Below are 14,423 nucleotides of genomic sequence, written 5' to 3' on the forward strand. Positions count from 1 at the left end.
GACGCCCGGCAGGCCCACGGCGTATGGGGCTGACGAAGACGCCCTCCTGCTCGTAGAAACGGAGCGTGTGCACGCTCAGGCCGGCGCTCGCGCCGGCGGCGCTGCGCCACTCCTACGTGCGGAAAGCTTCAGTAGTCGATGTTGATGGCGGCGATCTGGCGGGTGCCGTTGGAGACGATGGCGGGGCCGGCAAAGCGGGAGCTGGAGTAGGTCAGCGCCACCTTGTGCGGAGGACTGTTGAACCAGGTCTCGATCATCTGCTCGGGTGAGGAGTTGCCCGAGGATGCGAACAGGACCTCGTGGCCGCAGTGCGTCATGGTGCCCGCGTCCAGGTTCTGCTTCACGCAGACTTCCGCGGCGCGTTGCTCCGTCGTGCGCATCTTGACCTCGGGCAGCCCGAGCGCGCGGCGCCGCTCGTTGAGCAGCACCAGCAGACGTTGTTCCGCGGCGGACACGCCGGTCGACGCGCTGGCAGGCTTGGTCGGCGACTTGGTCGGTGATCTGGTCGGCGTCGGCGATCTGGTCGGCGTCGCTGACCTGGTGGGGGTGGAGGTCGCGCGCGAGGTGGTCGGGGACGCGTCTAGTGCCGTCGGGGACGGCGACGCGACCGCGGGTGCGGTGGTCTCGGCGGCGGATTCGGTGATCGCGGTTGAGGGCTGGGCGCCTGTCGCGCTCGCCGGCTGCTGCCTCGGCCCGTCCGTGTAACCGGCGAGGACCATCCCTCCCCCTCCGACCAGGGCGACGGCCGCGAAGGCGCCGACCAGGGTCTTGGGCAGGGACAGGGCCACGACGCGTGCCTGCTGCAACACCCCGGCGGTCTTCGCGCGCGCGCCTGCCGACGCAACGCCCTGCGACGCGCTGGAGACGGTGTACGCCTTCTGCGTGACGTCCGAGGCGAGGCCGGCCGGGAGCGGCGTGAGCGCCAGGCCGACCAGCAGCCGCTCGGCCGGAACCAGATCCCCCGTGGCGTCTGGGCAGTGCGCGCAGGCCCGAATGTGCCGCGCCAACCGCTTGCGCCACACCGGCGCCGGTTGAGCGTCCCAGTCGGAGGCCGTTTCGATCAGGCCGGCGCAGCCGGGCCGGGCGGCGAGGGCTCGCACCACCAGCCGGGCGGTGTCCAACTGCGCCTTCATCCGGGCCACGCGGACGGTCACGTGGTGTGGGTCCAGCTGCAGGGCATCGACCAGGTCGGCGCGGGAGAGGTGACCCGCCTCGACCAACCACCACAGGGACAGCAGGTGGCGGTGGTCGTCGTCCAGCCAACGCGTGGCCAGGACGACCTCCCGGCGCTGATCGGACAGGCGAAGCTGGGTCAGGGTCAGATCCTCGAAGTCGGACCCCGGGACGACCAGGTTGTCGATGTCCTCTGGCGGCGCCGGCGTGGTGTGTCGGTGCTGTTTGTGGGCCCGGACCTCGTTCATGGTGACGGCCACCAGCCACGACCGGAAAAGCTGCGGATCGCGTACGCCCGCCACCCCTCGCACGACGCTCAACATCGTGTCCTGCACCACGTCGTCGACATCCGCCGATCGGTTCAGTGCCCGGCCCACGACGTTGTACACCAGTGGCAGATAGTGCGAGACCAACTCGTCCATCGCCGCCTGGTCGCCGCGGCGTGCCGCGTCCACCACCGTCGACATGTCGGTCCTGTTCGGGTACGCGTGATACGTCACGCTCACAACCTCGCCTTCACGGGACATCCTCGTACAACGTGGAGAGTGGTTGACACCCGTTCAGGTCACACAAACTGACACCGAGAGGTCCTGGCACCGATCGGTGTGTTGCCAACCGGTGGGGTGGGCGCGAAGATCACCATGTGGCAGTAAGCAGGATCGTCCCGGACCTCAAGAGCATGTCACTAGAGGCTGCCAAAGCCTTTTACACGCAGGTCCTGGGGCTGCGGGTGCGGAGATCGTGCACGAGCTGACCGAAGAACCATGGGGTGTGCGGCGATTCTTCGTCAGGGATCCCGACGGACACGTGATCAATGTCCTCGCGCACGAATGAGGATGACCCACGGGCTCACCTGTTGCTGTTGAGGCGGACGATGGCGCCGTTGAGCGCGGTGGCGAAGAGCGTCCACGCGGCGTACGGGGCCAGCGCGACGCCCGCGACACGATCGGCACGCGACGCGCGGCGGAGCAGCACGAAGTTGGAGGCGTTGAGCGCGGCGATTTCGACCAGCGCCGCGGTGGGCCTGCGGGCCTTGAAGAACAGCGCGCTCCAACCGAAGTTGAGGGCCAGGTTGAGCGCGTAGGCGCGGGTGAACGCGGCGCGGTCGGCGTCGCTGGCGCGGTCGAGCACGCGGGCGCCGGCCACCGCGATCAGCGCGTACAGCGGCGTCCACGCCAGCGGGAACGCCACGGGCGGGGGCTGCCAGGTCGGCTTGCGCAGCCGCTGGTACCAGCGATTGGAGGTGTCGTTCACCGCCGTCCCGGCGGCGGCCGTCACGGTGACCGCCGCCGCGGTCTTGACCAGGGTTGGTAGTCGCATGGGTATTCAGCTACCCGGCCTGCGACGGATCAACCGCGCCCGGTCACCGGGCGGCAGACCGAGAGGGACAGGCTGTCGGAGTATTCGGTTAGCCTCTGCGCCATGCCGTTGATCACAGTCGTCGATGAAGCGACCGGAGCGCCGAGCGGGCCCGAGTGGACCATGGAGGTCTTCGAGGAGACAGTACGCCTCGACGAGCTGATCCGGCGGCGGACATTCCTGGAGGTCGCCGAGTCCGGCGCGCAGGTCGATCCGGAGGAGCGGACCCGGGCGGCCGACAAGAAGATCAAGGACCCGGTGATCCTGCGCCAGCTGTGAGGCACTCGGCCTCGCCCTGCGACGAAGCGGTTGCTTCGTCGTTCACCTGTCCGTCCAGGCGGCACCGGTAGCGATGGCCTGCCGCCACGGGCGAATGGCCTTGGGCGGCATGCCGACGGCGAGGGCGCCGACCAGACGGTCGCCGCTGCGGTACGCGGCCACGAAACGTCGCTGTGCGAGGTCGCCGTCGACGACGGCGACCTCGTCGTTACCACGCAGGTGGCCGTAGGCGTGGATCTTCATGTCGTACTGATCGGACCAGAAGTACGGCACCGGCGCGAACGGCTTACGCGCATGGGGAAACAGCAGGTTCCGGGCGGCTGCCATGCCCTGTTCGGCGGCGTTGGTGCGGTGCTCGACGCGCATCGACTTGTCGAACAGCGGGTTGTGCCAGCGGGCGACGTCGCCGGCGCCGTAGACGTCCGGCGCGGCCGCGCTGTACTGGTCGCAGACCAGTCCGTCGGCGATCTCCAGGCCGCTGCCGTCGAGCCACTCGGTGTTGGGCTGCGACCCGATCGCGACCAGGACCTCGTCGGCTTCGACCAGCTCTCCCGTCGTCAGCAGCACACCGGTGTCGGCGACAGCCGAGACCGCGACGCCGGTGCGCAGGTCGACGCCGTGGTCGCGGTGCGCTTGCGAGAGGACCCGCCCGATCTGCTCGCCGACGGCATGGGCGAGCGGCACCGGCGCCGGTTCGAGCAGGACGACGTCGCAGCCGAGGCCGCGGGCCACGGCTGCGCATTCCGCGCCGAGGAACCCGGCGCCGACGACGGCCAGGCGGGTGCCGGGCCGCAAGCTCCTTCGCAGCGTGAGCGCGTCAGCGAGGGTACGCAGGACGTGCGCGCCCCTGCCCGGAAGCCGCCGCGGTCGTACCCCCGTGGCGATGATCAGCCCCTCGTAGGGAATTACGGTGCCGTCGGCCATCCGCACGATGCGGTCCGCTCGGTCCAGGCCGGTCGCCCGGGCACCGAGCCGCAGGTCCAGGCGCAGTGCGCTCAGTTGCTCCAGGGTTCGCAGGGCCAACCGGTCGGCGTCCCAGTCGGAGGTAAGGATCTGCTTGGACAGCGGCGGACGGTCGTACGGTGGATCGATCTCCTCTCCGATCAGGGTGAGGATGCCGTCGTAGCCCTCGCGGCGCAGGGTTTCGGCGGCGGCGAGGCCGGCCGCCGAGGCACCCACCACGACAAGGTGCTTCACCGCTCCACCAGGCGGATCGCGGCTGCCGGGCAGACTGCGGCGGCCTCGCGCGCCTCGTCGTGATGTTCCGGGCCGGGCTCGGCGTCGAGCACGATCGCGACCCCGTCGTCGTCACGCTGGTCGAAGACGCCGGGGGCGACCATCGCGCACTGCCCGGCCGCGACGCACTTCGGTTCGTCGAACTCCACGCGCAACGTCATCTCGGTTCCTCTCACCAGGTGACAGGCAGGGACGTGAGGCCGTAGGCGACGCCTTCCATGGCGAACTCGACCTCCTCGAACGGCACCGCCAGGGCCAGGGTCGGAACCCGCTTGTAGAGGGTGCCGTAGACGACCTGCAACTCCACCCGGGCGAGCGACTGACCCAGGCACTGGTGGGCGCCGTAGCCGAACGCGTGGTGCTGGCGGGCGGGCCGCCGCAGGTCCAGCCGCTCCGGGTCGGGAAACTCCTCGGCGTCCCAGTTCGCGCCGGACAGGTCGAAGATGACGCCGTCACCGGCCTGGATGACGCTGCCGTGCAGCTCGATGTCCTCGCTGGCGATCCGCCGGATCCCGGTGTGCACGATCGTCAGGTAGCGCAGCAGCTCCTCGACCGCGTTGGCCACGAACTTCGGGTCGTCGTTCTCCCGCAGGAGGGCCAACTGGTCCGGGTTCCGCAACAGCGCGAGGGTGCCCAGGGAGATCATGCTCGCGCTGGTCTCGTGGCCGGCGATGAGGATGGCCATGGCCATGGTGATGGCTTCCGGAGGGGTCATCTCGCCGGCCTTGACCCGACCCGCCATCTCGGACAGCACGTCGTCGCCGGGCTCGGACAGCCTCTGCCGGAACAGGTCGCCGATGTATCCGCCCAGCGCCTGGGCGGCTTCCTGAGCCTCCGTCGGCGTCGACTCATGGCTGACCAGCTTGTGGCTGGTGGTCTGGAAGAGCTCATGATCCTTGTACGGTGCGCCGAGGATCTCCGTGATGACCAACGTGGGTACCGGCAGAGCGATCGCCTGAACCAGGTCGGTCGGGTTCGGACCGGCGAGCATCTCGTCGATGAGGGAGTCGAGGACCTCCTGGATCCGCGGTCGCAGTGCCTCCACCCGCTTGACCATGAAGGGAGCGTTGACGGTGCGGCGCAGACGGGTGTGCTCGGGCGGGTCCGTGTTCGTGATCAGCGCGGGGTGGTGCGGGGCGCCCGCCGCACGGCTGCGGGTCATGTGCGGGTAACCCTGGCGCTTCTCGTCGATGCTGAGCCGCGGGTCGTTCAGCAGAGCGCGCTGGTCGGCGTGCCGGGTGATGAACCACGGTGTGCTGCCGTCCCAGATCCGTACCTTCCCGACCGGGTTCTCCCGGGTCATCGTGCGAACGGTGGCGGCGGGGGCGAAGGGGCACGCCGAGTCACGCGCCATCGGGTACTCGGGCAGGGTGGTTTCCGACATGGGTCTCCTCGGATCATGGCGCGAAGACTGATGACCCATGCAAACAAAGGGTGCTGACCGGACCCGGACACGAACCTGACAGATCCCTGACGTGACTCAGGTCACTGCGCTGAGCCGAGCCAGTACCCGAACCCCCGGTGGGTGTGGATCAGACGGGGCCGCGTCTCGTCCACCTTCTGCCGCAGTCGGGACACCAGCCGCTCGATGGCGTTGTCTCCACGGGCCTCGCTCCACACCTGCCAGGCCATCTGCTCCTTCGACAGCACCCGGCCGGCATTGAGCAACAGGTGTCGCAGGAGCCGGTACTCCGCCGGGGTCACGTCGAGCACACGATCACCCCGCCACGCTCGGCAGGCGACCTCGTCGAGCAGCAGATCCCCGTGCCGCAACACGGTCCCCGATCCCGTGTTGGTCCTGTCGCGCAGCAGTACCTGAACGCGGGCCAACAACTCCGGGCTCCGGCACGGCTTGGTGATGTAGTCCTGGATCTCGGTGCCGAGCGCGGGCACCAGAGCCCCCAGAGACTCGCATGCGGCCAGGCACAGGACCGGGGGACGGTCGATGAGGATCGGACGATCACGGGCGAGGGCTTGAAGATCGGGGATCTCCACGTCGACCACGATCAGATCGACGTGATGCTCCCCGAGCAGTCGCAGCGCGGCGGCGCCTGTCGCGGCGGAGGTGACCAGGTAGCCCGCGAAGCTCAGCTGAGCCGTGAGCGAACCACGCAGATCCGGGTCCGGGGCCACCACGAGCAGGCGGAAGTCGTACGGAGACCTCGCTGTCGGGACGACGCGCATGCTGCGGACCCCACCCTTCAGGGACGCCGTCCCTCGCCGGGCCGGCTCGCGGACACATCGGAGCGACCCGACTCCCACAGCATCCCCGTCAGCGCTCACGGCCGTCTATGTGCGCCGGTCGCCCGACGCGTCCGTGGCGTCGCTCGGCGCCTCAAGGAATGCTCAAATTCGGATCACGCCACCCAGTGCGGCCGCAGAACGCACATACGCTCACCGCACTCAGCTCGCTGACGACCCCCGATCCCTTCCGCAACGGCAACCATCGTCGTACCCCCCAGGCAGAGCGCACACGAGTTTAGTACGGCTGTCCTCAATGGAGGCACGACCGTGCGGGGTCCGGTCAGCACCTCAATTGAACGTCGCAAGTAGAAGGAGGGGAATATGCGACGCAGACAACGGCGCATCGCACTTCTCGCGCTGCCCGCCCTGGTGGCGGGCGTCCTCGTGACGACCGGGCCCGCTGGCGCGGATCCCACGGGGTCGACAGCCGCGGCCGGTTCCGGGCGGTCCCAGCTCGAAAATCAGGAGCAGGCACGCCTCGTACCCATCAAGCTGGCCGGCGCAGACATGCTGGACAAGGTGGTCGCCGCCGGCTTCGACATCGAGCACGGCCTGAAGCGCGTGCCGACCGGCATCGAAGGCGAGGCGGTCGTCACCGCTGAGCAGGTCGCCGAACTGAAGGCGATGGGCGTCGAGGTCCTCGGCGACGACGTGGCCTTCGAGTGGAGCGACGAGGCCGACGGCGGCATCCAGGGCGCTGCCGCGCGGACGGTCCAGCCGGCGAGCCACGAGGCGACGGTACGCATCGCCCGCGCCGACTGGTTCACCACCAAGGGCCAGGGCTTCCTCTACGTCGAGGCCCGCACCACCGAGGGGCAGCAGGCAGACCCGATCGTCGAGATGCAGCTCGAGAACGACTCGGGCAAGCGCACGTCGTTCGGCTTCGCGCGGACGATGAGCCGGTTCGTGGACTCCGGGCAGTACATGTTCCACCGGAACCTGTTCAAGCTCGACGCTCGTCCGAACCAGATCCGGGTCACGAGCTCGACCGGTGGTGTCACCACCGGCGTCGTCTCCGACTGGCTTGAGGACGCTCCGCCGCCGTTGACGGAGAATCGGGGCTACAAGTCGGACTTCGTGGACGGCTACCGGCACCCGCAGCAGCTCTACAGCCGCGCCAAGGAGATCGCCCGCCAGTACCCCGACATCGCCGAGATCGTCTACCTGCCCAACCAGACGAACGGCTACCAGCGCAAGGCGCAGGCCACGATCGGCGGTACGGGGCAGGCGGCGGTCGTCGTCAGCTCGGCGGCGTGGGGTCACGAGGGTGGCAACGACGTCACGGTCGAGTTCGTGGACCGGCCGGGTGCGGACCTCCCGCTCGCGGCCGAGGTCGCGGGCAAGGCGGTCCGCGTCCTCCTCGCGAAGGATGCCTCCGGTGCGTTGGCGAGTACGGCCACCGAGGTGGCGGACGCACTGCGGACCCAGTCCCAGGGCCTCATCGACCGGTCACATCCGTACCGCACCAACGCGGGCACCGGCATTGTCGCGCCGACGGCCGGCCCGGTCGCGCTGACCGACTCCCTCGACCAGAAACGCGTCGGCGCACCCGAGGGTGAGGTGCCGCGAGGCCCCGTCACGATCCCCGTCCTGCGGATCGGCAAGCACCGTGACGGCAAGAAGCCCGGTGTGCTGATCCAGGCACAGGACCACGCCCGCGAGTGGGTGCCGGCGACGACCAGCCTGGAGTCGGCCGAGCGGCTGGTGCACAACTACCGGTCCGACCGGGAGACGAAGAACATCGTCGACAACACCGACGTCTTCTTCATCCTCTCCAACAACCCCGACGGGGCGAACTACAGCTTCTACAACTTCGCCTCGCAGCGTAAGAACATGACGAACCACTGCCCGGACGCGACCGCCGATCCGGCGCAGCGGAACTCCTGGGGCGTCGACCTGAACCGGAACTACCGGGTCGGGTCGGGCCACGACGGCTACGCGGGCGGGTCGACCAACTGCGTCAGCGGCACCTATCAGGGGCCAGAGGAGCTGTCCGAGCCCGAGTCGAAGAACATCATCTGGCTGGTCGAGAAGTATTCGAACATCAAGTTCATGATGTCGGTGCACTCCAACGGCGGTCAGCTGTTCTGGCAGCCCGGCGCTTACATCGCGGACGGGCGGATCACCACGCCGCGCCCGCCGCTGGGTGACGAGGCGTTCTACTGGCAGTCGGCTTCCAGGATCCTGGGGCAGGTCAAGGCGCACCGGGAAACCGTCGTCACTCCGGAGAACGTGGGCGGCTCGTCGGACGTCCTCTACTCGTCCGCGGGCAACGTGCGGGAGGACCTGTACTACACCTACGGGATCTACGCCTTTGGCTGGGAGGTCGGCGGCTCCGTCTACAACCCGGCCACCGGCAACTGGCAGGGCGGCTCGTTCCAGCCTGTGTGGGAGGGCGACCCCAACCTCGTCAGCGGCCACGCCGAGACGATGGAGTACGCCAACGGGATCACGGAGATGTTCCGGGTCGCGGCGGACTGGGGCAAGGACAAGAAGGACCCGACGTCCAAGCTCGTCCCCGGTAACGGGAAATACCGTGGGCCCGTCGATGTGCGCTTCGAGACGAACGAACCGGCCACCATCTACTACACGACGGACGGCAGCCGGCCCACGCTCCAGTCGCCCCGCTACGCGGCCACCGAGTTCCGTGAGCCGGGGCAGGTGTTCCACGTGACCGAGACGACGACGTTCAACTGGTTCTCGGTGGACAGCGCCGGCAACATCGAGAAGAACTACGACCCGACGAAGAACGACAAGCGCAACAACTACCGCACCGCGACGATCAAGATCGACAAGAGGTAGCGCTCATCCCACGATCATTGCCTCGTCAGTGGGTCCACCCCACTGGCGAGGCAATGATCATGCGGACTCCCCGCCCTACGGTGAGGTCACAATCCCCGCCGCGACAGGTCAACTGGTTGCCCGCTTCGGGAGCAGCAGTTCCTCGTGATCGAGTTCGCGCTCCAGGACGCGGAGTTCCTCGTCGGGCAGCCGGCCGGAGTCCCGCCAGCGCACGAGTTCCTCGCGCTGCGCGTCGATGGCGGTCCGCCGGACACGAAGCGCCGTCTCGTACTGCGGCGAGGTGGGTATCTCGGACGACCCGCTCTGCTCCAGCAGGTCGAGCCGACCGCGGTAGCGCGCCAATCGGGCCAGCAACTGCGTACGGGTGGTGTTGACGGCCACCGCGCTGTCCGGTTCGTCGGCGGCGACTTCGTCGAGGCGGGCCAGAGCGGCCTCGACCGCCGCCGAGCGGGCCTCGTTGCGTACGCGGGCCTGGTCGGTCTCGTTGGCGCGCAGGCCCAGCATCCGTACGAGCGGCGCGAACGTCAGACCCTGCCCGACGAGCGTCACCAGGACGACCACGAAGGTGCAGAACAGCAGGAGGTCGCGGTCGGGGAAAGGTGCGCCGCTGTTGGTGGTCAACGGCAAGGTGAAGATCGCGGCCAGGCTGATGACACCACGCGTGCCGGACCAGCTCAACGCCACCACTTCGCGAGGGCTGAGTCGACGGGCGTTGCGATCGGAGCGTGCGACCTGCCGGGCGGTACCTGCCTCGTCGGGGTCGTCCTGCTCGGAGATGCCACCCAGCCGGGTGTGCAGCGACCGGGGGAGGGACTGGGTCAACACCAGCCACGCGGGGCGCAGGAGCAGCACCACGCCGACGGATATCGCGACGGCGATGACGATGGTCGACGTGTCGTAATGGCGCAGGCCCTTGACGACCTCGGGAAGCTGCTGGCCGATCAGCAGGAAGACGAAACCTTCGAGGAGGAAGTCGACCAGCCGCCACACCGCGCTGGTCTGCAGGCGGGCCGCCCCGGAGCCGAGCTGGGGCGTCTGGTGGCCGACGATCAGCCCGGCGATCACCACGGCGAGCACCCCGGAGACGTGCAGCTCCTCGCCCAGCAGGTAGGCCACGAACGGTGTCGCGAGCGAGATGGCGTTGGACAGCAGCGGGTCCGTGGTGAGCGGTCGGGCCAGACGAACCACCCAGGCGACGGCCGCTCCCACGGCGATCCCGCCGACCGCCGCCAGCAGGAACTTCCCAACGGCCCCCGGGAAGGAGAACTCACCGCCCACGGCTGCGGCCACCGCGACGCTGAGCATCGTCAGCGCGGTCGCGTCGTTCAGCAGCCCCTCGCCCTGAATGATCGTGACCATCTTTGGCGGGAGGTTGACCCGGCGCCCCACCGCCAGGGCGGCCACCGGGTCGGGCGGTGCGATGGCGGCGCCGACCGCGATCCCGGCGGCCAGTGTCGCCCCGGCGACGAACAGGTGGAACCCGATTCCGACGAGCACCCCGGTGAGGAGCACCAGCAGCACGGACAGGCTGACCACGATGCGCAGGTTCCGGCGGATGTCCAGCAGTGAGGAGTCCAGTGCGGCGCTGTAGAGCAACGGCGGCAGCACGATCATGAGCACGAGGTCGGGATCAAGGCCGATGTTGGGGCCGGGGAGCAGCGCGTACGCGATGCCGATGAGCGGCAGAAGCGCCGCCGCCGGCAGGCCGGTGCGGGCCGCCACCCACCGCACGGCGACGATGACCGCGACGGCGGCGAGCACGAACAACAGCATTGAGTGTGTGCTCACCTGGTGGCTTCCCCCTGGAGCGGCGCGAGGCGCGAGATTCTTCGGTCGACTGCCGGCTCGCGGCCGAGGCACCGGTCGCATCCCATCGGTGGCACCCGTCGACGCCGTTGACGCCTGGCAGCGCAGTCCGCAGCAGTACGAGCGTACCCGTTTGATCAACGTGGCCGCTCGTCGGCGGCCAGCGGCGGCCTGGGCGGTGCCGCCACCGTCCCGGACCGGGAGGGCCCGGCGCGACCGCAGTGACACGCGCCGCCTCTGAACCCCGCGGTCCCGTCCTGCCGGACGACCACTATTGCCCTCCATAGGCGCGCGTCTATAGTTGCGCGCATCACAACATTCATGGTCGTGGTATCACGGCCGGGTCGTCGAAGCGCTTCGACGATCCGTCGTTCAGGCCCGTCAGCCGGGTGTCGAGCCTGGCCGCGCCGGTCTCGGCGCCCGCTGGGCGTCGGGTCGTACGACATGAGGAGAACCGCATGCGGAACTGGCGCCTACGGCGCGGAATCACCGCGCTCGCGCTCGCCCTGCTGGCCCTACCGGCCGTCCCCGGCACGGCGCTCGCCGAACCCACCTACCCGTTCCGAGATCCGCACCTGCCCGTGAATGCCCGGGTCGACGATCTGCTCGGGCGGCTCACGCAGGACGAGAAGATCTCGTGGCTGCACCAGTACCAGCCGGCCATCCCCCGGCTGGACATCGGCCTGTTCAAGACCGGCACCGAGGCGCTGCACGGGGTGGCCTGGTCGACCGACATCGACAACAACGGCGCGGTGGTGAAGGCCAGCGGTACGTCCTTCCCACAGCCGGTGGGCATGGCGAGCACCTGGAACACCGACCTGATCCGGCAGGTCGGTTCAGCCGTCGGCGACGAGGCACGCGGCTACCACGCGCAGAACCCCCGGGTCTGGGGTCTCAACCTCTGGGCACCGGTCGTCAACCTGCTGCGCGACCCTCGGTGGGGCCGCAACGAGGAGGGCTACTCCGAGGACCCGCTGCTGACCGCCGCGATATCCACCGCGTACGGCTCGGGGATGACCGGCGGGGACCCCGATCACCTGAAGAGCGCCCCGACCCTCAAGCACTACCTGGCCTACAACAACGAGGTCCGTCGCGACGTGACCTCGTCGAACGTGCCCCCTCGGGTGCTCAACGAGTACGACCGGGCCGCGTTCAGGCCGGCCATCGCCGCTGACGCGGCGACCGGGGTGATGGCCTCGTACAACCTGGTCAACGGCCGCCCCGCCACGGTCGACCCGGACCTGGCGACGGTGGTGCGCGGCTGGACCGACCAGCCGCTGATGAACGTCACGGACGCCTGGGCCCCGAACAACCTCATCGGCTCCCAGGGGTACTACGCCACCCTTCCGGAGGGGAACGCCGCGATCGTCAAGGCCGGCCTGAACAGCTTCATCACCGACGACACCAACGCGCAGCCGACCGTCACCGCCATCAAGCAGGCGCTGACCGCCGGTCTGCTCACCGAGCGGGACATCGACGCCCGGATCCGAGAGATCCTGAACGTCCGGTTCCGACTGGGTGAGTTCGACCCGGGCGGCGGCCGGCACGGTGGCATCACGCCGGACGTCATCAACAGCCCCGAACACCAGCGGCTGGCCCGGCAGGCCGCCGGCGAGGCGATGGTGCTGCTGAAGAACAACCGCCAGGCACTGCCGCTGGACCCGGCCCGGACCCGCAAGGTGGCCGTGCTCGGCCCGCTGGCCGACACCCTCTACTCCGACTGGTACGGCGGCGACCTGCCGTATCAGGTGACCGCGCTCGACGGCATCCGCGAGCGGCTGGGCGGTTCCGCCAGCGTCAGTGGGCTCGACGGTGCGGACCGGATCGCCCTGAAGGACCCGGTGACCGGCCGGTACGTCACGGCCACCGGCACCACCGACGCCGACCCGGTCGCCACCACCGGCACCACCGCCTCGCTCGCCGCCCAGTTCGACGTCGTGGACTGGGGCCAGGAGGTGGTGACGTTGCGCAACGCCGCCAACGGCCGCTACCTCGGCTACAACTGGGGACCGTTCGTCACCCGCGACGAGCAGCCGAACGGTTGGTACGTGCAGCAGCAGTTCAAGGTGGAGCCGCAGGCTGACGGAACCGTGGTGCTGCGCTACGTCGGCTACGAGACCAAGGAGAGCTGGTTCGGCGCCGACACGTACGTCACGGTCGGCGACGATGGTGCCCTCAAGCTCGGCGCCTCCACCCCGGCTGCCGCGACCCACTTCGAGCGCGAGGTCGTCAGCAGCGGGATCGACCGGGCCGTCGCGGCGGCCAAGGTGGCTGACACCGCCGTGCTGGTCGTCGGCAGCAACCCGTTCATCAACGGACGCGAGGCGCATGACCGGACCTCCACGGTGCTGAGCGCCGGCCAGGAGGCGCTGGTCAAGGCCGTGGTCAAGGCCAACCCGCGCACGGTGCTGGTGCTCCAGAGCAGCTACCCGGTCACCATCGGATGGGAACAGGAGCACGTCCCGGCCATCGTCTGGACCACCCACGCGGGCGCCGAGACCGGGCACGCCGTCGCCGACGTCCTGTTCGGCGACCGCAACCCATCCGGCCGGCTCACCCAGACCTGGTACCGCTCGGACGGGCAACTGCCGCCGGACCTGCTGGAGTACGACATCATCTCGTCCGGGCAGACCTACCTGTACAGCACCGCGAAGCCGCTCTACCCGTTCGGCTACGGGCTGTCGTACACCCGGTTCCGGTATGGCCAGCCCCGCACCGCCGCCCAGTCGGTCGCGGCCGACGGCACCATAACGGTCAGCGTCGACGTGACCAACGTCGGCAGCCGGGCCGGGTCCGAGGTGGCCCAGCTCTACACCCACCAGCGCACCTCCCGGGACAAGACGCCGATCCGCCAGCTCAAGGCGTTCCAGCGGGTGGAACTGGCACCCGGGCAGACCCGGACCATGACGCTGCGACTGCCCGCCGCCGACCTGGCGCACTGGGACGTCACCCGCAGCCGGTGGGTGGTCGAGTCGTCCGTCTACGACCTGATGATCGGCGCGTCCGCCGAGGACGTCCGGGCCCGGGCCGCGGTTCGGGTGCGCGGTGAGAAGATCCCGGCCCGTGACCTGTCCCGGCCCACCCGGGCGGAGAACTTCGACCGGTACGCGGGGGTCCGACTGGTCGACGAGACGAAGGCCCACGGTACGGCCGTCGGTGCCACCGCGACGGGCCAGTGGATCTCCTTCGCCGGCTCCGCGCTGCGCCCTGGCGCCCACAGCTTCACCGCGAAGGTCGCCAAGGCCGGCGCGAGCGCCGGCACGATCCAGATCCGGTTGGGCTCGCCCACCGGCCGGCTGCTGGGCACGGCCACCGTGCCCGGCACCGGCGACGAGTACCGGTACGTCAGCATCAGCTCTGAGTTGGCCCGGACCGCTGGCACCCACGACGTGTACCTGGTGTTCGATTCCGCGCTGCGGCTGGCCGACTTCTCCATCAGTTGACCGGAGCCCGGGCCGGGTCGATCGTCGACCCGGCCCGGTGGGAACGCGGGCCGGACGGAGGGTTTCTGGCGTCGCCGGCCT

Annotated in this window: 11 protein-coding genes and 1 pseudogene; 4 read left to right on the top strand and 8 right to left on the bottom strand. The window is 69.5% G+C overall.

Annotated elements, in window-relative coordinates:
* Positions 1–82 (bottom strand): annotated as a pseudogene (locus ABZT18_RS14630) (MerR family DNA-binding transcriptional regulator); the annotation flags it as partial.
* Positions 83–128: 46 nt separating this feature from the next.
* The gene (locus ABZT18_RS14635) at positions 129–1,673 is read right to left on the bottom strand and encodes a sigma-70 family RNA polymerase sigma factor (protein ID WP_354997006.1); all 1,545 of its coding nucleotides are present in this window, start codon (positions 1,671–1,673) and stop codon (positions 129–131) included.
* Between the two features lie 118 nt (positions 1,674–1,791).
* On the opposite strand from ABZT18_RS14635, the gene ABZT18_RS14640 reads away from it, so the two are divergent.
* Positions 1,792–2,007 carry a VOC family protein gene (locus tag ABZT18_RS14640; RefSeq protein ID WP_354997097.1) on the top strand — a complete coding sequence of 72 codons (216 nt, stop codon included), beginning with the start codon at positions 1,792–1,794 and terminating at the stop codon, positions 2,005–2,007.
* A gap of 15 nt (positions 2,008–2,022) precedes the next feature.
* Here the strand turns inward: ABZT18_RS14640 and ABZT18_RS14645 are convergent, their stop codons facing one another.
* A complete protein-coding gene (locus ABZT18_RS14645; RefSeq protein ID WP_354997007.1) occupies positions 2,023–2,493 on the bottom strand; it encodes a TspO/MBR family protein in 471 nt (156 codons plus the stop codon).
* A 102-nt stretch (positions 2,494–2,595) separates the two neighbouring features.
* On the opposite strand from ABZT18_RS14645, the gene ABZT18_RS14650 reads away from it, so the two are divergent.
* On the top strand, positions 2,596–2,811 hold the full coding sequence (locus ABZT18_RS14650) for a hypothetical protein (RefSeq protein ID WP_354997008.1): 216 nt from the start codon (positions 2,596–2,598) through the stop codon (positions 2,809–2,811).
* 42 nt (positions 2,812–2,853) lie between these two features.
* Here ABZT18_RS14650 and ABZT18_RS14655 read toward each other — a convergent pair whose 3' ends face one another.
* From ABZT18_RS14655 to ABZT18_RS14670, 4 genes are all read right to left on the bottom strand, one after another.
* The gene (locus ABZT18_RS14655) at positions 2,854–4,008 is read right to left on the bottom strand and encodes an FAD-dependent oxidoreductase (RefSeq protein ID WP_354997009.1); all 1,155 of its coding nucleotides are present in this window, start codon (positions 4,006–4,008) and stop codon (positions 2,854–2,856) included.
* Positions 4,005–4,208, bottom strand: a complete 204-nt coding sequence (locus ABZT18_RS14660; protein WP_354997010.1) for a ferredoxin — start codon at positions 4,206–4,208, stop codon at positions 4,005–4,007. The genes ABZT18_RS14655 and ABZT18_RS14660 overlap by 4 nt, the downstream gene beginning before the upstream one ends.
* 11 nt (positions 4,209–4,219) lie before the next feature.
* On the bottom strand, positions 4,220–5,431 hold the full coding sequence (locus tag ABZT18_RS14665; protein WP_354997011.1) for a cytochrome P450: 1,212 nt from the start codon (positions 5,429–5,431) through the stop codon (positions 4,220–4,222).
* A gap of 101 nt (positions 5,432–5,532) precedes the next feature.
* Complete coding sequence (locus tag ABZT18_RS14670) at positions 5,533–6,231, bottom strand: response regulator transcription factor (RefSeq protein WP_354997012.1); 699 nt, start codon at positions 6,229–6,231, stop codon at positions 5,533–5,535.
* A gap of 381 nt (positions 6,232–6,612) precedes the next feature.
* Between ABZT18_RS14670 and ABZT18_RS14675 the strand changes: the two genes are divergently transcribed.
* Positions 6,613–9,093 carry a M14 family metallopeptidase gene (locus ABZT18_RS14675; RefSeq protein WP_355251527.1) on the top strand — a complete coding sequence of 827 codons (2,481 nt, stop codon included), beginning with the start codon at positions 6,613–6,615 and terminating at the stop codon, positions 9,091–9,093.
* Between the two features lie 108 nt (positions 9,094–9,201).
* Here the strand turns inward: ABZT18_RS14675 and ABZT18_RS14680 are convergent, their stop codons facing one another.
* Positions 9,202–10,866: a Na+/H+ antiporter gene (locus tag ABZT18_RS14680; protein ID WP_354997098.1), complete on the bottom strand. Its 1,665-nt coding sequence runs from the start codon at positions 10,864–10,866 to the stop codon at positions 9,202–9,204.
* A gap of 491 nt (positions 10,867–11,357) precedes the next feature.
* Here ABZT18_RS14680 and ABZT18_RS14685 point away from each other — a divergent pair, with 491 nt between their 5' ends.
* Positions 11,358–14,342, top strand: coding sequence for a glycoside hydrolase family 3 C-terminal domain-containing protein (locus ABZT18_RS14685; RefSeq protein WP_354997014.1), 2,985 nt, complete (start codon positions 11,358–11,360; stop codon positions 14,340–14,342).
* The last annotated feature ends 81 nt before the right edge of the window (positions 14,343–14,423 follow it).

The organism is Micromonospora sp. NPDC005291 (assembly GCF_040607415.1).
In the GTDB taxonomy this organism is placed as follows: domain Bacteria; phylum Actinomycetota; class Actinomycetes; order Mycobacteriales; family Micromonosporaceae; genus Micromonospora.